Below are 22,073 nucleotides of genomic sequence, written 5' to 3' on the forward strand. Positions count from 1 at the left end.
GCATGCCTCTGTGCTGCAATCTGCGTCCCTGATATCGCGAAGCGAAGACCATGCAAGCCTCTCATTTTTCAGCCCAGGTGCTGGACTGGTACGACAAATACGGGCGTAAAACCCTGCCCTGGCAAACTGAAAAAACGCCTTATAAAGTATGGCTCTCTGAGGTGATGTTGCAACAAACGCAAGTCACTACCGTTATCCCCTACTTTGAGCGCTTTATGGCGCGTTTTCCCACCGTGACCGATCTGGCGAACGCCCCCCTTGATGAGGTGCTGCATCTGTGGACCGGGCTCGGCTACTATGCCCGCGCACGCAATCTGCATAAAGCCGCCCAGCAGGTGGTATCGCTGCACGGCGGAAAATTCCCGGAAACCTTTGATGAAGTCGCCGCCCTGCCGGGTGTCGGGCGCTCCACCGCCGGCGCGATCCTCTCCCTCTCGCTGGGTAAACACTTCCCTATTCTCGACGGCAACGTGAAGCGCGTGCTGGCCCGCTGCTATGCCGTTGGCGGCTGGCCGGGCAAGAAAGAGGTGGAGAAGCGCCTGTGGGAAATTAGCGAAGCGGTCACCCCTGCTAACGGCGTTGAACGCTTTAACCAGGCGATGATGGATTTAGGGGCGATGGTCTGCACCCGCTCGAAGCCCAAATGCGAACTCTGTCCGCTGAATAATCTGTGTGTGGCTTATGCCAACCACAGCTGGGCGCAGTATCCCGGTAAAAAACCGAAGCAGACGCTGCCCGAGCGCACCGGCTATTTTCTGCTGATGCAGCACGAAGAGACGGTCTATCTTGCCCAGCGTCCGCCAAGCGGTTTATGGGGCGGCTTATTCTGCTTCCCGCAGTTTGAAGATGAAGAGAGTCTTCGCGACTGGCTGGCGCAACGCGGCATACCTGCCGATACTCTTGTGCAGCTCACTGCGTTTCGCCATACCTTCAGCCACTTCCATCTGGATATTGTTCCAATGTGGCTTCCCGTGTCCTCATTCACCGCGTGCATGGATGAAGGCACCGCTCTCTGGTATAACTTAGCGCAACCGCCGTCAGTGGGGCTGGCAGCTCCCGTAGAGCGCCTGTTACAGCAATTACGTGTCGGGGCAATGGTTTAGCTCCGGGCGACAAAGAGGAATCAGTATGGCCAGAACAATTTTTTGTACCTTCCTGCAACGCGACGCAGAAGGTCAGGACTTCCAGCTCTATCCGGGCGATCTGGGTAAGCGCATCTACAACGAGATCTCCAAAGAGGCATGGGCGCAGTGGCAGCAAAAGCAAACCATGCTGATTAACGAGCGCAAGCTCAACATGATGAACGTTGAACACCGCAAGCAGCTGGAGCAGGAGATGGTGAATTTCCTGTTTGAAGGCAAAGACGTTCACATTGAAGGCTATACACCACCAGAAAAATAATATCGTGCCGCCTTGCCTGGTCTACGGTTTGTAGGCCGGGCAAGCGTAGCGCCACCCGGCGAAAACAGCCCCAGAACCAACACAACACGCACTCCCGGAATGATGAAAAAATTTTTAGCGCTTGCTCTTGTTGCACCGTTACTTGTTTCGTGTTCCTCCAGTAATAAAGGCGATAGCTATAACGAAGCCTGGTTGAAGGACACCAACGGTTTTGACATTCTGATGGGGCAGTTTGCCCACAACATCGAAAACATATGGGGATTTAACGAGGTTCTGATCGCCGGACCGAAGGACTACGTTAAGTACACCGACGCCTACCAGACCCGCAGCCACATCAACTTTGACGAGGGTACCATCACCGTCGAGACCATCGCCGGAACCGATCCTGCGGCGCGTTTACGCGAGGCGATCGTGAAAACCCTGCTGATGGGCGACGATCCGGGCTCAATCGACCTGTACTCTGACGCCGACGACACCACCATCTCGAAAGAGCCGTTCCTGTATGGTCAGGTGGTGGATCAGACCGGGCAGTCGATTCGCTGGGAAGGTCGCGCCAACAGCTTTGCCACCTACCTGTTGCAAACCCGGCTGAAAAGCCGCAGCAATGGCCTGCGTGTTATCTACAGCGTGACCATTAACCTGGTGCCAAACCACCTCGATAAACGTGCGCACAAGTACTTCGGGATGGTACGCCAGGCATCGCGTAAATACGGTGTCGATGAGTCGCTGATCCTGGCGATTATGCAGACCGAATCCTCTTTTAACCCGTATGCGGTGAGTCGCTCCGACGCCCTGGGCCTGATGCAGGTTGTCCAGCACAGCGCCGGGAAAGATGTCTTCCGCGCGCAGGGGAAATCCGGCATGCCGGGCCGCAGCTATCTGTTCGATCCTGCGAGTAACATTGATACCGGCACCGCCTATCTGGCGATGCTGAACAACGTCTACCTGAGCGGTATCGATAACCCGACCTCGCGCCGCTATGCGGTGATCACCGCCTATAACGGTGGCGCGGGCAGCGTGCTGCGGGTCTTCTCCAACGATAAAGTGAAGGCGGCAAGCATTATCAACAGCATGTCGCCAGGGGATGTTTACCAGACCCTGACCACCCGTCACCCCGCCGCTGAGTCACGGCGCTATCTGTACAAGGTCAATACGGCGCAAAAGAACTATCGTAGAAAGTAGCCCTCTCTCTTTTACCCTCTCCTCCCCGGAGAGGGTAAAGATGCTCTCCAGCTGTCCAGACCTCATCCATAGGAAAGTGTTATTTGCATCACAATCCAAACTGCAAATTAATGTTGATTGCATTTTTTTGCGGGAGGTAACAAAACATCACGCCACTCGCTGATAGAATTGCATCAAATACAAAACCCAAATGTTTCTACACCAACATACAGCCCGCTCTCTTGTGAGGAAAGTAACATGAACCTTAAGCTGCAGCTTAAAATCTTGTCGTTTCTGCAGTTCTGTCTGTGGGGGAGCTGGCTAACCACGCTCGGTTCCTACATGTTTGTCACGCTCAAGTTCGATGGCGCCTCAATCGGCGCGGTCTACAGTTCTTTGGGCATTGCCGCCGTTCTGATGCCGACGCTGCTTGGGATCGTGGCGGATAAATGGATAAGCGCCAAGTGGGTGTATGCGCTTTGCCATCTGGTGGGGGCGGGTACGCTGTTTATGGCGGCCGAGGTCACGACGCCAGGGGCGATGTTCCTGGTGATCCTGTTCAACTCGCTGGCCTATATGCCAACGCTGGGCCTGATTAACACCATCTCCTACTACCGTCTGAAAGAAGCCGGTATGGATATCGTGACGGACTTCCCACCGATTCGTATCTGGGGCACCATCGGCTTTATTATGGCGATGTGGGCTGTCAGCTTCGCCGGCTTCGAACTGAGTCACATGCAGCTCTATATCGGTGCTGCGCTGTCTGTGGTGCTGGCGCTGTTTACCCTGACCCTGCCGCATATCCCAGTCTCTAATCAGCAGAAAAACCAGAGCTGGAGCGCAATGCTCGGTCTGGATGCGTTCGCGCTGTTTAAAAACAAACGCATGGCGATCTTCTTTATCTTCTCCATGCTGCTGGGTGCGGAACTGCAGATCACCAACATGTTCGGCAACACCTTCCTGCACAGCTTCGATAACGACCCGCTGTTCTCAGGGAGCTTTATCGTTGAGCACGCGTCGGTGATGATGTCGATTTCACAGATCTCCGAAACGCTGTTCATCCTGACCATCCCGTTCTTCCTGAGCCGCTACGGCATTAAAAACGTGATGATGATCAGTATCTTCGCGTGGATGCTGCGCTTCGGTCTGTTTGCCTACGGCGACCCGTCAGCCTTCGGTACCGTGCTGCTGGTGCTGTCGATGATCGTCTACGGCTGTGCCTTCGACTTCTTCAACATCTCCGGTTCGGTGTTTGTGGAAAAAGAAGTACGCCCGGAAATCCGTGCCAGCGCCCAGGGTATGTTCCTGATGATGACCAACGGCTTCGGCTGTATTCTCGGCGGTGTGGTGAGCGGTAAGGTTGTGGAGATGTATACCACCAACGGTATTACTGACTGGCAGCCGGTGTGGCTGATCTTTGCTGGCTACTCACTGGTTCTGGCCTTCGCGTTCATGGTGCTGTTCAAGTACAAACATGTTCGTACGCCAACAGGTGCGCAGACTACTGTCGCGCATTAATCTGTAAGTCCCCCCTCCTGGCGGAGGGGGGATTTTTTTACTTCAGTACATAGCCGTACAACCGCTTAATCCCGTCCGCATCCTTCTCGCTGTAAACGCCCTGTAACTCCGGTGAAAAACCGGGCAGCAGATTGACGCCCTCTTCCAGCGCCAGGAAGTAACGCTGTACCGCCCCGCCCCACAGTTCGCCCGGCACAACGCACAGCACGCCTGGCGGGTATGGCAGCGCGCCTTCTGCCGCAATGCGCCCTTCGGCTTCACTGATGCGCACCAGCTCGACGTTACCGCGAATAAAGGCCTGGTTAGCATCCTGCGGATTCATCGCCACGGTGGGCAGGCTCTCTTTGCGGAACATCGCTTTCTGCAGATCCTTCACGTCAAAGCTAACGTACAGATCGTGCATCTCCTGGCAGAGCTGACGAATGGTGTAGTCGCGATAGCGCACCGGATACTTCTTCCAGATGGTCGGCAGGACATCGGCCAGCGGGGTGTCGTCCTCAATGTGCTGTTCAAACTGGCCCAACATTGCCACCAGTTGCGCCATCTTCTCCGCGCTCTCTGCCGGGGTGAGCAGGAAGAGAATGGAGTTGAGATCGCACTTCTCCGGGACAATGCCTTTCTCGCGCAGGTAGTGCGCCAGAATGGTCGCCGGGATGCCAAAGTCGGTGTACTTCCCGCTTTCGGCATCAATGCCCGGCGTGGTCAGCAGCAGCTTGCACGGATCGACAAAGTATTGCTCCCGGGCATAGCCTTCAAAGCCGTGCCATTTCGCCCCCGGCTCAAAGCTGAAGAAGCGCAGCTCGCTGGCAATCGCATGGGTAGGATGATCCTGCCACGGACGACCAGCCACTTCTGGCGGGATAAACGGCTTAATCATTTTGCAGTTGGCGATAATCGCCTTACGCGCTTCGATCCCGAGCTCCACGCATTCGGCCCACAGCCGACGCCCGCTCTCTCCTTCATGGATCTTGGCGTTAACGTCGAGAGCCGCAAACAGCGGGTAGAACGGGCTGGTAGAGGCGTGCAGCATAAAGGCGTTGTTGAGACGCTTGTGCGGACAGAAACGCGCCTGGCCGCGGATATGGTTATCCTTCTTGTGGATCTGCGAAGTCTGGGAGAACCCTGCCTGCTGTTTATGCACCGACTGGGTGACAAAGATCCCCGGATCGTTCTCGTTGAGTTCCAGCAACAGCGGCGAGCTGTCGGCCATCATCGGGATAAACTGCTCGTAACCCACCCACGCGGAGTCAAACAGGATGTAGTCGCACAGCTGACCGATCTTGTCGATCACCTGGCGGGCGTTATAAATGGTGCCGTCATAGGTGCCGAGCTGGATCACCGCCAGACGGAACGGACGCGCTTCACGGGCTTTTTCCGGGGCGACTTCACGGATCAGCTCCCGCAGATAGGTCTCGTCAAAGCAGCGGTCATCGATGCCGCCGATAAAGCCAAACGGGTTACGCGCCGCTTCAAGATAGACTGGCGTGGCCCCGGCCTGGATTAGCGCGCCATGGTGGTTAGATTTATGGTTATTACGGTCAAACAGCACCAGATCGCCGCGGGTCAGCAGCGCATTGGTCACTACCTTGTTGGCGGCCGAGGTGCCGTTAAGGACGAAATAGGTCTTGTCGGCATTAAACACCTTCGCCGCGAACTTTTGCGCGTGTTTGGCGGAACCTTCATGGATCAGCAGATCGCCCAGCTTCACGTCGGCGTTGCACATATCGGCACGAAAGACATTTTCGCCAAAGAAATCGAAGAACTGTCGTCCGGCGGGGTGTTTCTTAAAGAACGCGCCGTGCTGGTGCCCCGGACAAGCAAAAGTGCTGTTGTCCATCGCCACATACTGACTGAGGGTGTCGAAAAACGGCGGCAGCAGGTTCTCTTCATAGCGACAGGCCGCCGCTTCGAGCTCTAACCACTCCTGCGCTTTGCCATCGATCACCGCATCAACTCCCGCCGGGATCTCAACAGGCTGGGGCGAGAACATTAATACAGGCAGCTTAAAGCCGGTGCGTTTCAGCAACGCGAGGATGCCGCTGTGACTGTCAGCGACGGTAATGACGACTGCCGCCACATCCGTAAAATCTGTGTTATCCAGCGTCACCACTTCCCGGTGCGTGGACAAGGCGGACGCCAGCTCGCGGCTGACGGCAATTTTCATTGATTTCATAAGCGCAAATACCCGTGCAAGGCGAGAAAAAGCCCCGGACAGGGAGTCCCCCCTGCCCAACGAATGTGTCTGACCGGAGTTCAGCTCCGACCGCCAGACATCAGTAAAAGCAGAACGCGTCTGATTTTACTGTTGTCCTGCAGTGAGCCTGCAGTACCCTCACCGCATGGTGAGCGTAGAATAAGATGTGTCGATACGGCCAGCCATTCGCGCAGTAAAAGAGAGTCGGTTCATTGGCGGCCCCGTATCTGAGAGGAGAAAATTCGCGCAATAATGTCACCTTTCGCCAGGAGGCGCAACAAAGAATCATTATGCAAAAAATGGGATTACATTTGGCGATTACTCACTGAAAAGAGTAATAATAATGCAATATCAATGAGTAAATAACAGGAGTTCACAGTGGTTATTGGACCGTTCATTAATGCGGGAGCCGTGCTGCTGGGCGGCGTACTGGGTGCCGTACTTAGCCAGCGCTTACCGGAGCGTATTCGCTCCTCGATGCCCTCCATCTTCGGCCTCGCCTCACTGGGAATTGGTATTCTGCTGGTCATCAAGTGCGCCAATTTGCCGGTGATGGTGCTGGCAACGCTGCTCGGGGCGTTGATCGGGGAGTTCTGCTATCTGGAGAAAGGGATTAACGGCGCCGTCAGCAAAGCGAAAGATCTGCTCTCGCGCGGTAAGCAGAAAGTCAGTGGCCACGATGCCTATATTCAGAACTATGTCGCCATCATCATACTGTTTTGCGCCAGCGGCACCGGGATCTTTGGTTCGATGCAGGAAGGGATGACCGGCGACCCTAGCATCCTGATCGCCAAAGCCTTCCTCGATTTCTTCACCGCCACGATTTTCGCGACCACTCTGGGTATCGCGGTTGCCGCGATCTGCGTGCCGATGCTGCTTATCCAGCTCGCCCTCGCAACCTGTGCCACGCTGATTTTACCCCTGACCACACCGGCGATGATGGCGGACTTCACCGCGGTAGGCGGCCTGCTGCTGCTGGCAACCGGGCTGCGGATCTGTGGAATTAAGATGTTTGCGGTGGTAAATATGCTGCCTGCGCTGGTGATCGCCATGCCGCTTTCTGCTCTGTGGACCGCGTTTTTTGCCTGAGATAGCAGCAAACTGGCGACAGAGTGTGCGGTCAGTAACGAAATCATCAAATTCCGTTGACGGCACAAGGCAGATCGGGTTTAATTCGCCCCGTTGCCCGGATAGCTCAGTCGGTAGAGCAGGGGATTGAAAATCCCCGTGTCCTTGGTTCGATTCCGAGTCCGGGCACCACTATTTAAAGAAACCAGCCTACGGGCTGGTTTTTTGCTTTTGGAAAGCTATAAACCCCTTCCCTGTTCGACCAATAGATCTACTGATGGGTAATTTGCGCCATACAGGCTTCGTGGCAGGCTTTGACGTCTTCAGTATAGTCCAGCGTATATTTACTCTCTCCTCGCTGTCCACGCGCGATACAGTCGTTAAAAAGATACTCCTGATATTCTGCCACGAGCAGCAGAGACGGCTCTGCGCAACACTCCTGCTCACCGTAGTCCGCCTGCATTGAAGAGTTCTTGAAGAAAGTAATCATAACGCTTTCACACCGTATGAAGGGGCTCCCTCAGGGATAAGGGAGCATCGGGATTATGCCTTTTTCGTGCTGTAGACTTCATCACCGGAGAATGCTGGTTCGGCCCAGAAATTGATGTTGAACTGCGCATCGTCGGTCATCTCAATACGGTGCCAGTACTGGGGTGGGCTGGTCGCAAAGGTTCCTGCGTTAATCACAACTTTCACTTCTGGCTCTGTCGCCTCTTCATTGGCGAAACCGTAGTACGTCACCGTCCCTTCCATTACACAGAGCTGGCCAAAGATACCGGCTGCGGTGTTGTGATGGCTCAGAAGCGCTGCGGGGACGTTGTCTTTAGTAAAAAAGGGAGTGGAACGTTTGATGGTCCAGTTTTTGGGAATTCTGTGATGGCTCATAATTACCTCCGGCTTTAAACATGTATTTAAAATACATCTTTATAGTCCGCCTGTAAAGCATTATTGATAATAAATCTCATTTACGTGGGAGGATGGGTAATTAGATTGTAGGTCGGGTAAGGCGCAGCCGCCACCCGGCGGTTTTTCCCGCCGCAACGCAAAAAGCCCATCCGGGAGGATGGGCTTTTTGCTTATTTGATGCCTGGCAGTTCCCTACTCTCGCATGGGGAGACCCCACACTACCATCGGCGCTACGGCGTTTCACTTCTGAGTTCGGCATGGGGTCAGGTGGGACCACCGCGCTACAGCCGCCAGGCAAATTCTGTTGTTCACCCCGCCCTCAGGCGTGATGAGTAATCTGTAATCAGCTGAAAATCGTCTTCAAATCCGCCGAAACAGCTTCGGCGTTGTAAGGTTAAGCCTCACGGTTCATTAGTATCGGTTAGCTCAACGCATCGCTGCGCTTACACACCCGACCTATCAACGTCGTCGTCTTCAACGTTCCTTCAGGACCCTTAAAGGGTCAGGGAGAACTCATCTCGGGGCAAGTTTCGTGCTTAGATGCTTTCAGCACTTATCTTTTCCGCATTTAGCTACCGGGCAGTGCCATTGGCATGACAACCCGAACACCAGTGATGCGTCCACTCCGGTCCTCTCGTACTAGGAGCAGCCCCCCTCAATTCTCCAGCGCCCACGGCAGATAGGGACCGAACTGTCTCACGACGTTCTAAACCCAGCTCGCGTACCACTTTAAACGGCGAACAGCCGTACCCTTGGGACCTACTTCAGCCCCAGGATGTGATGAGCCGACATCGAGGTGCCAAACACCGCCGTCGATATGAACTCTTGGGCGGTATCAGCCTGTTATCCCCGGAGTACCTTTTATCCGTTGAGCGATGGCCCTTCCATACAGAACCACCGGATCACTATGACCTGCTTTCGCACCTGCTCGAGCCGTCACTCTCGCAGTCAAGCTAGCTTATGCCATTGCACTAACCTCCTGATGTCCGACCAGGATTAGCTAACCTTCGTGCTCCTCCGTTACTCTTTAGGAGGAGACCGCCCCAGTCAAACTACCCACCAGACACTGTCCGCAACCCGGATTACGGGTCCACGTTAGAACACCAGCCATTAAAGGGTGGTATTTCAAGGTTGGCTCCACGCAGACTGGCGTCCACGCTTCAAAGCCTCCCACCTATCCTACACATCAAGGACCAGTGTTCAGTGTCAAGCTATAGTAAAGGTTCACGGGGTCTTTCCGTCTTGCCGCGGGTACACTGCATCTTCACAGCGATTTCAATTTCACTGAGTCTCGGGTGGAGACAGCCTGGCCATCATTACGCCATTCGTGCAGGTCGGAACTTACCCGACAAGGAATTTCGCTACCTTAGGACCGTTATAGTTACGGCCGCCGTTTACCGGGGCTTCGATCAAGAGCTTCGCGTTGCCGCTAACCCCATCAATTAACCTTCCGGCACCGGGCAGGCGTCACACCGTATACGTCCACTTTCGTGTTTGCACAGTGCTGTGTTTTTAATAAACAGTTGCAGCCAGCTGGTATCTTCGACTGATTTCAGCTCCACGAGCAAGTCGCTTCACCTACCATCAGCGTGCCTTCTCCCGAAGTTACGGCACCATTTTGCCTAGTTCCTTCACCCGAGTTCTCTCAAGCGCCTTGGTATTCTCTACCTGACCACCTGTGTCGGTTTGGGGTACGATTTGATGTTACCTGATGCTTAGAGGCTTTTCCTGGAAGCAGGGCATTTGTTGCTTCAGCACCGTAGTGCCTCGTCATCACACCTCAGCGTTAGTAAGGTTCCGGATTTACCTGGAACCTCCGCCTACATGCTTAAACCGGGACAACCGTCGCCCGGCCAACATAGCCTTCTCCGTCCCCCCTTCGCAGTAACACCGAGTACAGGAATATTAACCTGTTTCCCATCGACTACGCCTTTCGGCCTCGCCTTAGGGGTCGACTCACCCTGCCCCGATTAACGTTGGACAGGAACCCTTGGTCTTCCGGCGAGCGGGTTTTTCACCCGCTTTATCGTTACTTATGTCAGCATTCGCACTTCTGATACCTCCAGCAGACCTCACAGTCCACCTTCAACGGCTTACAGAACGCTCCCCTACCCAACAACACATAGTGTCGCTGCCGCAGCTTCGGTGCATGGTTTAGCCCCGTTACATCTTCCGCGCAGGCCGACTCGACCAGTGAGCTATTACGCTTTCTTTAAATGATGGCTGCTTCTAAGCCAACATCCTGGCTGTCTGTGCCTTCCCACATCGTTTCCCACTTAACCATGACTTTGGGACCTTAGCTGGCGGTCTGGGTTGTTTCCCTCTTCACGACGGACGTTAGCACCCGCCGTGTGTCTCCCGTGATAACATTCTCCGGTATTCGCAGTTTGCATCGGGTTGGTAAGCCGGGATGGCCCCCTAGCCGAAACAGTGCTCTACCCCCGGAGATGAATTCACGAGGCGCTACCTAAATAGCTTTCGGGGAGAACCAGCTATCTCCCGGTTTGATTGGCCTTTCACCCCCAGCCACAAGTCATCCGCTAATTTTTCAACATTAGTCGGTTCGGTCCTCCAGTTAGTGTTACCCAACCTTCAACCTGCCCATGGCTAGATCACCGGGTTTCGGGTCTATACCCTGCAACTTAACGCCCAGTTAAGACTCGGTTTCCCTTCGGCTCCCCTATACGGTTAACCTTGCTACAGAATATAAGTCGCTGACCCATTATACAAAAGGTACGCAGTCACCTGACGAATCAGGCTCCCACTGCTTGTACGTACACGGTTTCAGGTTCTTTTTCACTCCCCTCGCCGGGGTTCTTTTCGCCTTTCCCTCACGGTACTGGTTCACTATCGGTCAGTCAGGAGTATTTAGCCTTGGAGGATGGTCCCCCCATATTCAGACAGGATACCACGTGTCCCGCCCTACTCTTCGAGTTCACAGCAGGTGTATCTTCGTGTACGGGAGTATCACCCTGTACCCTGCGACTTTCCAGACGCTTCCACTGACACACATGCTGATTCAGACTCTGGGCTGCTCCCCGTTCGCTCGCCGCTACTGGGGGAATCTCGGTTGATTTCTTTTCCTCAGGGTACTTAGATGTTTCAGTTCCCCTGGTTCGCTTCGTTAAGCTATGTATTCACTTAACGATAGTGCAACGGATTGCACTGGGTTTCCCCATTCGGAAATCGTCGGTTATAACGGTTCATATCACCTTACCGACGCTTATCGCAGATTAGCACGTCCTTCATCGCCTCTGACTGCCTAGGCATCCACCGTGTACGCTTAGTCGCTTAACCTCACAACCCGAAGATGTCTCTTTCGATTCATCATCGTTTTGCGAAAATTTGAGAGACTCGAACACACCTTCATCTGCTCTTATTACGGAGAGCAGACACAGTGTGTCGTTTCAATTTTCAGCTTGATCCAGATTTTTAAAGAGCAAAACTTCTCAATGCACTCGAAAGTACATTTAGAAGTTCATCATTCATCAGACAATCTGTGTGAGCACTACAAAGGCAGGTTCTTTAAGGTAAGGAGGTGATCCAACCGCAGGTTCCCCTACGGTTACCTTGTTACGACTTCACCCCAGTCATGAATCACAAAGTGGTAAGCGCCCTCCCGAAGGTTAAGCTACCTACTTCTTTTGCAACCCACTCCCATGGTGTGACGGGCGGTGTGTACAAGGCCCGGGAACGTATTCACCGTAGCATTCTGATCTACGATTACTAGCGATTCCGACTTCATGGAGTCGAGTTGCAGACTCCAATCCGGACTACGACGCACTTTATGAGGTCCGCTTGCTCTCGCGAGGTCGCTTCTCTTTGTATGCGCCATTGTAGCACGTGTGTAGCCCTACTCGTAAGGGCCATGATGACTTGACGTCATCCCCACCTTCCTCCAGTTTATCACTGGCAGTCTCCTTTGAGTTCCCGGCCTAACCGCTGGCAACAAAGGATAAGGGTTGCGCTCGTTGCGGGACTTAACCCAACATTTCACAACACGAGCTGACGACAGCCATGCAGCACCTGTCTCAGAGTTCCCGAAGGCACCAAAGCATCTCTGCTAAGTTCTCTGGATGTCAAGAGTAGGTAAGGTTCTTCGCGTTGCATCGAATTAAACCACATGCTCCACCGCTTGTGCGGGCCCCCGTCAATTCATTTGAGTTTTAACCTTGCGGCCGTACTCCCCAGGCGGTCGACTTAACGCGTTAGCTCCGGAAGCCACTCCTCAAGGGAACAACCTCCAAGTCGACATCGTTTACGGCGTGGACTACCAGGGTATCTAATCCTGTTTGCTCCCCACGCTTTCGCACCTGAGCGTCAGTCTTTGTCCAGGGGGCCGCCTTCGCCACCGGTATTCCTCCAGATCTCTACGCATTTCACCGCTACACCTGGAATTCTACCCCCCTCTACAAGACTCTAGCCTGCCAGTTTCGAATGCAGTTCCCAGGTTGAGCCCGGGGATTTCACATCCGACTTGACAGACCGCCTGCGTGCGCTTTACGCCCAGTAATTCCGATTAACGCTTGCACCCTCCGTATTACCGCGGCTGCTGGCACGGAGTTAGCCGGTGCTTCTTCTGCGAGTAACGTCAATTGCTGAGGTTATTAACCTCAACACCTTCCTCCTCGCTGAAAGTACTTTACAACCCGAAGGCCTTCTTCATACACGCGGCATGGCTGCATCAGGCTTGCGCCCATTGTGCAATATTCCCCACTGCTGCCTCCCGTAGGAGTCTGGACCGTGTCTCAGTTCCAGTGTGGCTGGTCATCCTCTCAGACCAGCTAGGGATCGTCGCCTAGGTGAGCCATTACCCCACCTACTAGCTAATCCCATCTGGGCACATCTGATGGCAAGAGGCCCGAAGGTCCCCCTCTTTGGTCTTGCGACGTTATGCGGTATTAGCTACCGTTTCCAGTAGTTATCCCCCTCCATCAGGCAGTTTCCCAGACATTACTCACCCGTCCGCCACTCGTCACCCGAGAGCAAGCTCTCTGTGCTACCGTTCGACTTGCATGTGTTAGGCCTGCCGCCAGCGTTCAATCTGAGCCATGATCAAACTCTTCAATTTAAGTTTGATGCTCGTGAATTAAACTTCGTAATGAATTACGTATGTTCACTCAGAGACTTTGGTATTCATTTAGTGTCCGAAGACATTAAGAATCCATGTCACTTTGAGTGCCCACACAGATTGTCTGATAAATTGTTAAAGAGCAGTGCAACGCGGCTTTCGCTCACCGTTGCGAGGTGGCGTATATTACGCCTTCCTCTTTCAGAGTCAAGCAATAATTTCACGCTTTTCTCTGCTGACCCGGCGGCTTGTTTGCCGTTGTTCCGTGTCGATGGAGGCGCATTATAGGGAGTTCTCCCGGGGCCGCAACCCTTAAATGACAGAAAAATGACTGACTGCTGCATTCCCCAGCAAAACCCCGTCTTATACGCATTTGCCCACAGAGTTATCCACAAACTGACTGATATTCTCTGCAGCACGCCCTCTAAGACGGGGTCAAAATCACTCTGCAGCTTGCTCTTTTCCTACCAGGATGGTGGTTAACGTAAAGGAAAGTACCAGCGATATCGCTACTCCCGCCAGAGCAAAGACAAAATACGGGCCTATATAAGCAGGCAAACTGAAGATGCTCGACAGAATGTAGCCATAAAGACGCACGCCGAAGAAAGCAATAAAGGCTGAAGCCAGCGAGCTGGCCACCGTGGCGGCGATAAAAGCTTTCTTGTAGCGCGTCAGGACACCAAAGAGTGCCGGTTCGGTAATGCCCAGCAGCGCAGAGATGCCTGCCGACAGCGTAACGGTCTTCTCCTGACGGTCCCGACTCAGACGCCAGATAGCAAATGTCGCCCCCGCAATCGCCATATTGGCCATAAACATCATCGGCATCAGCATATCGTAGCCACGGTCACTGAAGTTCTGCAGGGCGATTGGCGTCATCGCATGGTGCATCCCGGTCAGGATCGCCACCGGTCGGATGGCACCGACCACCAGCCCGGCAAAGCTGGACGACACACTAAACAGTCCTTCTATAAAGAAGGCGAGTCCTTTACCCAGCCAGATACCAATCGGGCCGATCACCACCAGCGCCGCCAGGGCACCTATAAAGAGGGTGAGCGTCGGCGTGAAGACGGTTTTCAGGACATCGGGCATGATGCTGTCTACCCAGCGATGGATATAGCTTAATGCCAGTACCGAGAAGATCACCGGAATGACGCTCGAAGAATAGTTAAAGACGGATACCGGGATCGCATTCATTAACCAGATGGCACTGACCGCCCCTTCCTGATGCGTCGCCAGGGCTTTCGCTGCTTCTATTAAGGAGGGATACATCAGACAGGCGGCAACCGCCGCGGCAAGATACTCATTGGTCTTGAAGATCTTCGCCGCCGACACAGCGAGGAAGAACGGCAAGAAGTAGAAGACGCCGCTGGCAATCAGGTCGATAACCATGACGGTATCGCTTTTCGCCGAGACCACCTTTAAGGCGATCAGCCCGGCGAGCAATCCTTTTATCATCCCGGCACCGGCAATGGCCGGGACAATCGGACCAAAAACGCCCGAGACGGTATCCATAAAGAGGGAGACCAGACTTTTACGCCCTTTTGTCGCCGTCGGTGATTTATCAGCGCCCTGGCCGAGCACATCCAGCATTTGCTCGTACCAGCTGTTCACCTTCGGCCCAATGATCACCTGAAACTGATCGCTCTGCAGTTGCGCGCCCAGCACCCCAGGCAGATTTTTGATCGCAGCCTGGTCAACTTTATTATCGTCGATTAAATCAAACCGTAGCCGCGTCATACAGTGCCAGACTTTATTAATATTCCCCTGGCCGCCGACCAGACGAATAATATTATTGATGGCTTCTTGCGTCCCCATAAAGACTCCTGCCGGTAGGGTTGTTGTTTTATTGATGCCACGAGAATAGATAAACCCACACTACAAAACAAACCAATAAAAGTTGATATTGCTCACACTTAGCTACCCAGGGAGCCACAAAACAGCTAACAAACCAAAATTGGTACGGTTTTTAATTAAAATAGAATCAAATAACTGACCAAAATAAATAATAAAAAAACGGTTTACCGGTAAACATTTTTAGGGCGATGATATTCCCATTCCGTATTTCCACAGAGCAGCAAAGGAGTTTTTCGTGACGCCTGAGATCATCACTAATATCGAGTGCTTTATTACCCGCCCGGATCGACATAACCTGGTGACCGTTCGCGTTACCACGGAGCATGGCCCCGTCGGACACGGCTGTGCCACCTTCCAGCAGCGCCCGCTGGCGGTTAAAACTCTGGTGGATGAGTATCTCAAGCCGCTGCTGATCGGCCGGGATGCCAGTAACATCGAAGATCTATGGCAGATGATGAACGTTAACGCCTACTGGCGTAACGGTCCGGCGATGAATAACGCCATTTCCGGTGTGGACATGGCCCTGTGGGATATTAAAGGGCAGCTGGCCGGTATGCCGCTGTACCAATTGTTGGGTGGAAAATCCCGCGACGCGATCCCGGCTTACAGCCACGCCAGCGGCGAGACGCTGGAGGAACTCTTTGCCTCCGTCGATAAACTGGTGGCGCAAGGCTATCGTCATATCCGTTGTCAGCTCGGTTTTTATGGCGGCACGCCGTCGGCGCTGCATGCCCCGGAAAACCCGACCGCGGGTGCCTGGTTCGATCAGCATGAATACATGGCGAATACCGTGGAGATGTTCCGCGCCCTGCGCGAAAAATATGGCTGGAAACTCCATTTCTTACATGATGTCCACGAGCGTCTCTTCCCGCAGCAGGCCGTGCAGCTGGCAAAACAACTTGAGCCCTACCAGCCCTACTTTATCGAAGATATTCTGCCGCCACAGCAAAGTGCCTGGCTGGAACAGGTTCGCCAGCAGAGCTGCGTGCCGCTGGCGATGGGCGAGCTTTTCAATAATCCAGCTGAATGGCACGACCTGATCGTCAATCGTCGCATCGACTTTATTCGCTGCCACATCTCGCAGATCGGCGGCATTACGCCAGCATTAAAACTGGCGCACCTGTGTCAGGCCTTCGGCGTGCGTCTCGCCTGGCATGGCCCCGGCGATATGACGCCCATCGGCGTGGCGGTGAATACGCACCTGAACATTCACCTGCACAATGCGGCCATTCAGGAGTTTATTCCGCGTTCCACGACCACCGACGGCGTCTTCCCCGGCGCGCCTGAGGTGAAGGACGGGTTTATCTATCCCCCGACCGCGCCCGGCATCGGTACAGGCTTTAATGAAGAGCTGGCTCTGGCGCATCCTGTGGCCTATCGCCCACACGAGTGGACGCAGAGCCGCCTGCCGGACGGGACGATTCATACGCCCTGATTTTGTCGCCAGGCTAAATTATCGCGGTTATAGGGGCTGACCCAGGTGCAGGTGTAGTTGATATCGATAATATCGCTCACCTCAAAAACCCGGCCCCCCTCCAGTATTCCGCGATTATTAATATGCATTGCCGGGCTGCCTTTTTTGCAGCCCAGTATTACCGCCTGCTCACGGCTGACGCTGACTGCCCGATAGGTGGTCAGCATATGGGAAATGATCAATCCTTTGCTTAATACGTACTGCTGAATGGAGCGCTCAATCGCCTGCTGATTGAGGTCGGGAAAATCGGCAACCGGCATGCTGGACACTTCCAGCTGTACGGGCTGGTCATCGACGTAGCGCAGGCGGCAAAAGTGCCAGATAAAACTCTCTTCATCGATACCAAAAATTTGCTGCGCCGCGCGATCGGGCCTTCTCTTATGCAGGCTAATCATCCGGTAGCGCATCTGATCGAATCGCTTCTCGGTGATCGAGTTGTAGATCAGCGGATTATTGCGCGCATGCTCGTTGATCCAGATCCCCGAGCCCTGCACGATCCGCACCACGCCAATGCTGACCAGTTTCTCCAGCGCCTGGCGGATAGTGAAACGCGACACGCCATACTCTTCGGCCAGTTGCCGTTCAGGGGGAAGTTTGCGTGGCCCCGCCGTGGTGTCCTGATAGATTTTGCTTAGCAGATCCTGAGTCACAAACTCTTTCTTTTTCATTGTTCGGTCCTGAAGTCATTCAATGTTGATCACCCCTCAGCAGTCCGGCATACCCTGCGCCAGCAATCGCGGCCAGACTGCCGCCCAGTCCGAGCCATGCCCCATCCCGCTAACCACCTCCGTTCGCACACACCTCTCCCCTACCGCCTGTTGAAAACGTCGGGCGACAGCGGGTGGCACGGTGGTGTCGGCGTCGCCACTGTAATGGATCTGCGGCAGGTCACGCAGTGCAGCAGCGCGATCGATAGCGCTGCGGGCTGCGGGCATCGGGGTAACATGATGCAGGGCATTGACATACGCAACATCGAGATTGCCTGCCACCGTGCGCAGGGAGCGCACATCATCTCGGCGTTCCGCCAGCAGCGCGGCGATATTGCCACCCCCGGAGTAGCCAACCAGATCGATCTTCACCCCCGGATAGCGCAGCACCATCTGGCTGAGCGCCTCGTTCATTGCATCAATAACCGCCGGTGAGAAACGATCCTGCGTCCAGACATTTACGCGGCAGGCGGCCGGTAGCGGCGGCCCGATGAACTGGCAGGGTCGGGCAAGGTAAAACACATTTGCCTGCTTATCCGCCGCAGCCAGCTTCAGACCGGTCGGATTACGCGGAGTCGGATTATCGGAGGGCGCTGTGCGGCTCTTCCAGGCAAAGCCATCCCCTTCGATGTAGACCCGCAGGGAATGAACCGGAGGGGCGATTCGCTGCCATGTCACAATCGGGAACGGATCTGTGTCAAATTTCTCACTGATCAGACCACTTTCACTGGCTATTTTTTGCGCAGCGCGGTGCGAATCGTCGGTAATACACCCTACCAATAATAAAGATAAACTAATCAATACGGTTCCCTGCAAAAAGTGAGGATATATCCTCATACCGCACCAGCCTTAACTCAAATTATCAACATGACCAAATATGTGAAATGAATTCAACCGGAAATAATTAAGCATCGCTTATTGTTTTCGGCAACGAATTGTATATTCTGCGCCCGAAGATATCGGATTAATCCGAAGAAATCACAACTGCATTTTGCATAAACATCGCAACGTTATGATGGTACACCATGGAAAAGAAACGTCTTAGCCAGCTGATCTCTCTGCTGGTGGCATCAACGACCGCCCAGGCCTACGCCACATCTCCAGAGTTAATTATTGATACCCCGACAAGCAACGTGCAGATTGCCGACGCTAAAGAATTAGTGCATATCACCCAGAATGGATTTGTGACTGGCATGCCAGTTTCTGCCCTGGCGGTAAATGCGGGGGTGACTGTAACAACGCTTACCAATGATGGCGTTATTAACGACCAGAATGGTATGCCTTTATTTTTAAGTAACAATCTTGTTCAGATAGATGGAACAGTCGATCAGCTTAATAATAACGGCACCATTGCCAGCGTTAATGAAAATCAGATTAACAGCGTGTTCGCGGTGGGCGCTTCGGGAGTGGTTAATACCTTAACCAACACCGGCACCATTAAGGGAAATTCGAATAATTACTATAGCGGTAATTACAACACCGGCACGCTCAACAATGCCGGGACAATTCATACCCTAAACAATACCGCTGATGGCAAGATCCTCGGTTCCCTCGGCATCAGTAATCAGGGAACCATTGATAACTTAATCAATGCGGGCCTTATCGGCGCCACGGATGCTGAGAATAACAACTACATTGGCCAGAACGGTGCCATTTTTAACAGTGGTACGATTGGCACGTTGCACAATACCGGTTCGATTGACGGGGGGACGTCTGATAATTACGGCCGTTCCGGGATCTCTAACCAGGGCAACATTACTACCCTCGTCAATGATAATAAGATTAATGGCAGCTTCGCCGGTATCATTAACTATGGCACCATTGGTTCCATTGAAAACAACGGCCAAATTACCGGAAATTACGTCGCAATCTATAGTTATGGTCCTCTTGACTCCATCGTTAACAATGGCCTGTTAACCGGCGGTAATTATGCTCTGATGGTCGGGAGCAATAACAGCGATGGCGTGATCCTGACCAACACGGGCGATATTGCCGGTGATATTTACGCCTTAAATGCGACAAGATTAATCATCAATGGCGGCACCACTACCACGGGCACGCTGAGCGGCATCGACGGCGCGACTGGCACTATCATGGGCTCCGACGTGGTATTCAACACCGGCTCGCTGCTGCTGAACGATAATATCGTTACCAGCCTGCCTGAATACGGCCTGATGTCACTCCAGATGAGCGATGAAAGGCCTGTGTCAAACGGCACCGTGGTGAACGAAGCGGCCTCCCTGCAGGTGAACAACAGCATCAATATCGCCGGGGATTATCATCAGAAAGCGGCCGCAACGCTGATTTCCGGTGTCTCCGATCTGGCAACTGCTAACGGCGACCTGCTTGCCGATACCGGTTATGGCCGCCTCAACGTCAGCGGCAATGCCACTATCGATGCGGGTTCCAGCGTTAATCTGTTGCGTACCGGCAGCACTTACCAGTTCGCCGAAGGCCAGCGCTATGTGGTGATCAATGCCGCAGGCACAGAGACCGACTACCACGCCGACCAGCTGAAGTACAAAGCTTTCGGCTATCGCGGTGTGGTTAACGGCAGCGTCTATGAAGAGGCTGAAAGCAAGGCCCTGGTGTTAACCCTGGGTGCAGAGCCGGTGATCCCCGATCCGGTAGAGCCTCAGCCTGAGCCAACGCCAGACGTCACGCCGCCGGTAGTGACCGAACCCGAGGTCACCCCCCCGGTTGTCACGGTGCCAACGCCGACGCAGCCTGCGCCAGCAGAACCTGCACCTGCTCAGCCGACCAAACGGGGTTATGCCACCATCCCGAGCGCCACGGCGGCGCTGGGTGGGCTCGCGCACTACTCCGGTATCTCGTCTCCGCAGCTGCTGGATCTGTATAACGCCTCGCTGGCGATCGAAGGTAAACAGGAAGCGAACCGTGCTGGCGAGCGTCTCTCTACCAGCCAGAACCTCAATACCAGCTCCGCGGCCACCGTTGCTACCTCTACCGCTCAGGCAGTAGTGGGTGCTCACATCGATGCCGTACGTAACCCTCAGGCCTCCGGCACCAGCGGTGTGGCCACCGGTGATGACTACGCCAACAACTGGATCGTCTGGGGTCAGCCGTTCGGCGGTTACGCTCGCCAGGACAGCACCGACAACGTCAGTGGCTACACCGCGAAATTTGGCGGCCTGATCATCGGTGCCGACCGTGCACTGGGTGACAACTGGCGTCTGGGGGCAGCCCTGAACTACAGCAACACCTCCGTCCACGGCAAAGACAACCTGAGCGGCAACAACTCCACCGCCAATAACTACGGGGTGATTGGTTACGCGGGTTACACCGGCAATCCGTGGTACCTGAACCTCTCTGCGGGTCTCAACCGTCAGAACTACAGCTCCGTGCGTCGCGCTGATTTCACCGGCTTCTCCGGCGCTGCTCACGGCAAGTTCAACGGTCAGTCCATCACCCTGCAAAGCGAACTGGGCTATCCAATCGCCCTGCCGGCTGACGTGGTGCTGACCCCGCTGGCGGGCCTGACCTATGGCTATCAGCATGTGGATGGCTACAGTGAAACCGGCGGCAACGGTATGGCGCTGGATGTCAGCAGCACCCATGCGCAGTCTGTCATGAGCGATATCGGTGTCCGCATCGAGAAGAGCTTCGCCACCGGTCTGGGTAACCTGACGCCGTTCGCCCAGGTCTCGTGGATCCACCAGTACGATAACCGTCAGGTCAGCAGCCATGCGACCTACGCCGCCGATGCTATCGGTGAAACCAGCTTTATCACCAAAGGGGCCTCTCCGGTGGAGGATATGGCGGGCGTGGCTGTGGGCACCACCCTGTATGACGCCAACGATCTGAGTCTCGACGCGCGTTACGATCTGCAGGCCGGCGACCGCTACCAGGCGCACACCTTCAGTCTGCGTTTACGCAAGTCGTTCTGATTGTTATGAACGATCAACGGGGCCGCGAATGGCCCCGTTTTTTTATGCTCCGCTGGCAAACATTGTATTTTTCGCCGCGTCGGTCGATAGTGTCTGTTTTTACTCAACAGTTAACTCACATGACGCAAACTGCACTCTCCTCTGGATTGAAGGTCGGCGCGCTGCTTCTGCTGCTGATCCTGATTTATACCGGTCTCTATACCTCGGACCGCATCACCTGGCTGATGGAGGTGACGCCGGTCATCATCATCGTGCCGCTGCTGCTTGCCACCCAACGGCGCTACCCGCTGACACCCCTGCTCTACACGCTGATCTTCTGGCACGCCATCATCCTGATGGTGGGCGGAATGTACACCTACGCCAAAGTGCCCATCGGCTTTGACGTACAGGAGATGTTTAACCTGAGCCGTAACCCGTACGACAAGCTGGGACACTTTTTCCAGGGGCTGGTGCCTGCGCTGGCGGCCCGGGAGATCCTGGTTCGCGGTGGCTACATCAATGGCCGCAAAATGACGGCCTTTGTGGTGTGCTGTATTGCGCTGGCGATCAGCGCCACCTACGAGCTGATCGAGTGGTGGGCGGCGCTGGCGATGGGCCAGGGCGCGGATGATTTCCTCGGCACTCAGGGCGATCAGTGGGATACCCAGTCCGATATGTTCTGCGCCCTGCTCGGGGCGCTCACAACGGTGCTGCTCCTCGGGCGCTGGCATCAGCGCCAGATTACGCATTCAGTCGTACATAATATTTGAGACCAGGTTTTGTAGGCCGGGTAAGGCAAAGCCGCCACCCGGCGGATGTTGGCACATAACCC

Annotated in this window: 14 protein-coding genes, 1 tRNA gene and 3 rRNA genes; 9 read left to right on the plus strand and 9 right to left on the minus strand. The window is 54.4% G+C overall.

Annotation, left to right across the window (positions count from 1 at the left end):
- The first annotated feature begins 50 nt into the window (after positions 1-50).
- From mutY to SOM40_RS19565, 4 genes are all read left to right on the plus strand, one after another.
- Complete coding sequence (mutY, locus tag SOM40_RS19550) at positions 51-1,103, plus strand: A/G-specific adenine glycosylase (RefSeq protein WP_166183953.1); 1,053 nt, start codon at positions 51-53, stop codon at positions 1,101-1,103.
- 25 nt (positions 1,104-1,128) lie between these two features.
- Positions 1,129-1,401 (plus strand): oxidative damage protection protein, encoded by a 273-nt coding sequence (locus SOM40_RS19555; protein WP_032613973.1) that lies wholly within the window; start codon positions 1,129-1,131, stop codon positions 1,399-1,401.
- A gap of 102 nt (positions 1,402-1,503) precedes the next feature.
- Positions 1,504-2,583 (plus strand): membrane-bound lytic murein transglycosylase MltC, encoded by a 1,080-nt coding sequence (gene mltC, locus SOM40_RS19560; RefSeq protein ID WP_106994337.1) that lies wholly within the window; start codon positions 1,504-1,506, stop codon positions 2,581-2,583.
- Positions 2,584-2,820: 237 nt separating this feature from the next.
- Entirely contained in the window at positions 2,821-4,080 is a 1,260-nt protein-coding gene (locus SOM40_RS19565; protein WP_312997044.1) for a nucleoside permease, read from the plus strand.
- A 37-nt stretch (positions 4,081-4,117) separates the two neighbouring features.
- On the opposite strand, the gene SOM40_RS19570 is transcribed toward SOM40_RS19565, so the two are convergent.
- Positions 4,118-6,253, minus strand: a complete 2,136-nt coding sequence (locus SOM40_RS19570; protein WP_320530581.1) for an ornithine decarboxylase — start codon at positions 6,251-6,253, stop codon at positions 4,118-4,120.
- A 399-nt stretch (positions 6,254-6,652) separates the two neighbouring features.
- On the opposite strand from SOM40_RS19570, the gene SOM40_RS19575 reads away from it, so the two are divergent.
- On the plus strand, positions 6,653-7,363 hold the full coding sequence (locus SOM40_RS19575; RefSeq protein WP_261645056.1) for a DUF554 domain-containing protein: 711 nt from the start codon (positions 6,653-6,655) through the stop codon (positions 7,361-7,363).
- Between the two features lie 95 nt (positions 7,364-7,458).
- A tRNA-Phe gene (locus SOM40_RS19580) sits at positions 7,459-7,534 on the plus strand.
- A gap of 79 nt (positions 7,535-7,613) precedes the next feature.
- On the opposite strand, the gene SOM40_RS19585 is transcribed toward SOM40_RS19580, so the two are convergent.
- From SOM40_RS19585 to SOM40_RS19610, 6 genes are all read right to left on the minus strand, one after another.
- Positions 7,614-7,832 carry a hypothetical protein gene (locus tag SOM40_RS19585; protein ID WP_225758095.1) on the minus strand — a complete coding sequence of 73 codons (219 nt, stop codon included), beginning with the start codon at positions 7,830-7,832 and terminating at the stop codon, positions 7,614-7,616.
- A 53-nt stretch (positions 7,833-7,885) separates the two neighbouring features.
- On the minus strand, positions 7,886-8,227 hold the full coding sequence (locus SOM40_RS19590; protein WP_261645057.1) for a TehB family protein: 342 nt from the start codon (positions 8,225-8,227) through the stop codon (positions 7,886-7,888).
- Positions 8,228-8,427: 200 nt separating this feature from the next.
- A 5S ribosomal RNA gene (gene rrf, locus SOM40_RS19595) occupies positions 8,428-8,543 on the minus strand.
- A 95-nt stretch (positions 8,544-8,638) separates the two neighbouring features.
- A 23S ribosomal RNA gene (locus tag SOM40_RS19600) occupies positions 8,639-11,545 on the minus strand.
- 234 nt (positions 11,546-11,779) lie between these two features.
- A 16S ribosomal RNA gene (locus SOM40_RS19605) occupies positions 11,780-13,319 on the minus strand.
- Together the 16S, 23S and 5S rRNA genes form the textbook arrangement of a ribosomal RNA operon.
- A gap of 441 nt (positions 13,320-13,760) precedes the next feature.
- Positions 13,761-15,134: a PTS transporter subunit EIIC gene (locus SOM40_RS19610; RefSeq protein ID WP_312999186.1), complete on the minus strand. Its 1,374-nt coding sequence runs from the start codon at positions 15,132-15,134 to the stop codon at positions 13,761-13,763.
- 274 nt (positions 15,135-15,408) lie between these two features.
- Here SOM40_RS19610 and SOM40_RS19615 point away from each other — a divergent pair, with 274 nt between their 5' ends.
- Entirely contained in the window at positions 15,409-16,608 is a 1,200-nt protein-coding gene (locus tag SOM40_RS19615) for an enolase C-terminal domain-like protein (RefSeq protein WP_320531055.1), read from the plus strand.
- Here the strand turns inward: SOM40_RS19615 and SOM40_RS19620 are convergent.
- Positions 16,596-17,315 (minus strand): GntR family transcriptional regulator, encoded by a 720-nt coding sequence (locus tag SOM40_RS19620; RefSeq protein ID WP_106996096.1) that lies wholly within the window; start codon positions 17,313-17,315, stop codon positions 16,596-16,598. The genes SOM40_RS19615 and SOM40_RS19620 overlap by 13 nt on opposite strands.
- Positions 17,316-17,351: 36 nt before the next feature.
- Positions 17,352-18,191 carry an alpha/beta hydrolase gene (locus SOM40_RS19625; RefSeq protein WP_320531054.1) on the minus strand — a complete coding sequence of 280 codons (840 nt, stop codon included), beginning with the start codon at positions 18,189-18,191 and terminating at the stop codon, positions 17,352-17,354.
- Positions 18,192-18,379: 188 nt separating this feature from the next.
- Between SOM40_RS19625 and SOM40_RS19630 the strand changes: the two genes are divergently transcribed.
- On the plus strand, positions 18,380-21,262 hold the full coding sequence (locus SOM40_RS19630; protein ID WP_320531053.1) for an autotransporter family protein: 2,883 nt from the start codon (positions 18,380-18,382) through the stop codon (positions 21,260-21,262).
- A 119-nt stretch (positions 21,263-21,381) separates the two neighbouring features.
- A complete protein-coding gene (locus SOM40_RS19635; protein ID WP_166183973.1) occupies positions 21,382-22,011 on the plus strand; it encodes a DUF2238 domain-containing protein in 630 nt (209 codons plus the stop codon).
- Positions 22,012-22,073 lie beyond the last annotated feature (62 nt).

The organism is Leclercia sp. CFBP8987 (assembly GCF_034044995.2).
In the GTDB taxonomy this organism is placed as follows: domain Bacteria; phylum Pseudomonadota; class Gammaproteobacteria; order Enterobacterales; family Enterobacteriaceae; genus Enterobacter; species Enterobacter tamurae.

Bases quoted from the DNA above. Each gene is read 5' to 3' on its own strand.
- mutY (WP_166183953.1), top strand. From the start codon at position 51: ATGCAAGCCTCTCATTTTTCAGCCCAGGTGCTGGACTGGTACGACAAA.
- SOM40_RS19555 (WP_032613973.1), top strand. From the start codon at position 1,129: ATGGCCAGAACAATTTTTTGTACCTTCCTGCAACGCGACGCAGAAGGT.
- mltC (WP_106994337.1), top strand. From the start codon at position 1,504: ATGAAAAAATTTTTAGCGCTTGCTCTTGTTGCACCGTTACTTGTTTCG.
- SOM40_RS19565 (WP_312997044.1), top strand. From the start codon at position 2,821: ATGAACCTTAAGCTGCAGCTTAAAATCTTGTCGTTTCTGCAGTTCTGT.
- SOM40_RS19570 (WP_320530581.1), bottom strand. From the start codon at position 6,253: ATGAAATCAATGAAAATTGCCGTCAGCCGCGAGCTGGCGTCCGCCTTG.
- SOM40_RS19585 (WP_225758095.1), bottom strand. From the start codon at position 7,832: ATGATTACTTTCTTCAAGAACTCTTCAATGCAGGCGGACTACGGTGAG.
- SOM40_RS19590 (WP_261645057.1), bottom strand. From the start codon at position 8,227: ATGAGCCATCACAGAATTCCCAAAAACTGGACCATCAAACGTTCCACT.
- SOM40_RS19610 (WP_312999186.1), bottom strand. From the start codon at position 15,134: ATGGGGACGCAAGAAGCCATCAATAATATTATTCGTCTGGTCGGCGGC.
- SOM40_RS19620 (WP_106996096.1), bottom strand. From the start codon at position 17,315: ATGAAAAAGAAAGAGTTTGTGACTCAGGATCTGCTAAGCAAAATCTAT.
- SOM40_RS19625 (WP_320531054.1), bottom strand. From the start codon at position 18,191: ATGAGGATATATCCTCACTTTTTGCAGGGAACCGTATTGATTAGTTTA.
- SOM40_RS19630 (WP_320531053.1), top strand. From the start codon at position 18,380: ATGGAAAAGAAACGTCTTAGCCAGCTGATCTCTCTGCTGGTGGCATCA.
- SOM40_RS19635 (WP_166183973.1), top strand. From the start codon at position 21,382: ATGACGCAAACTGCACTCTCCTCTGGATTGAAGGTCGGCGCGCTGCTT.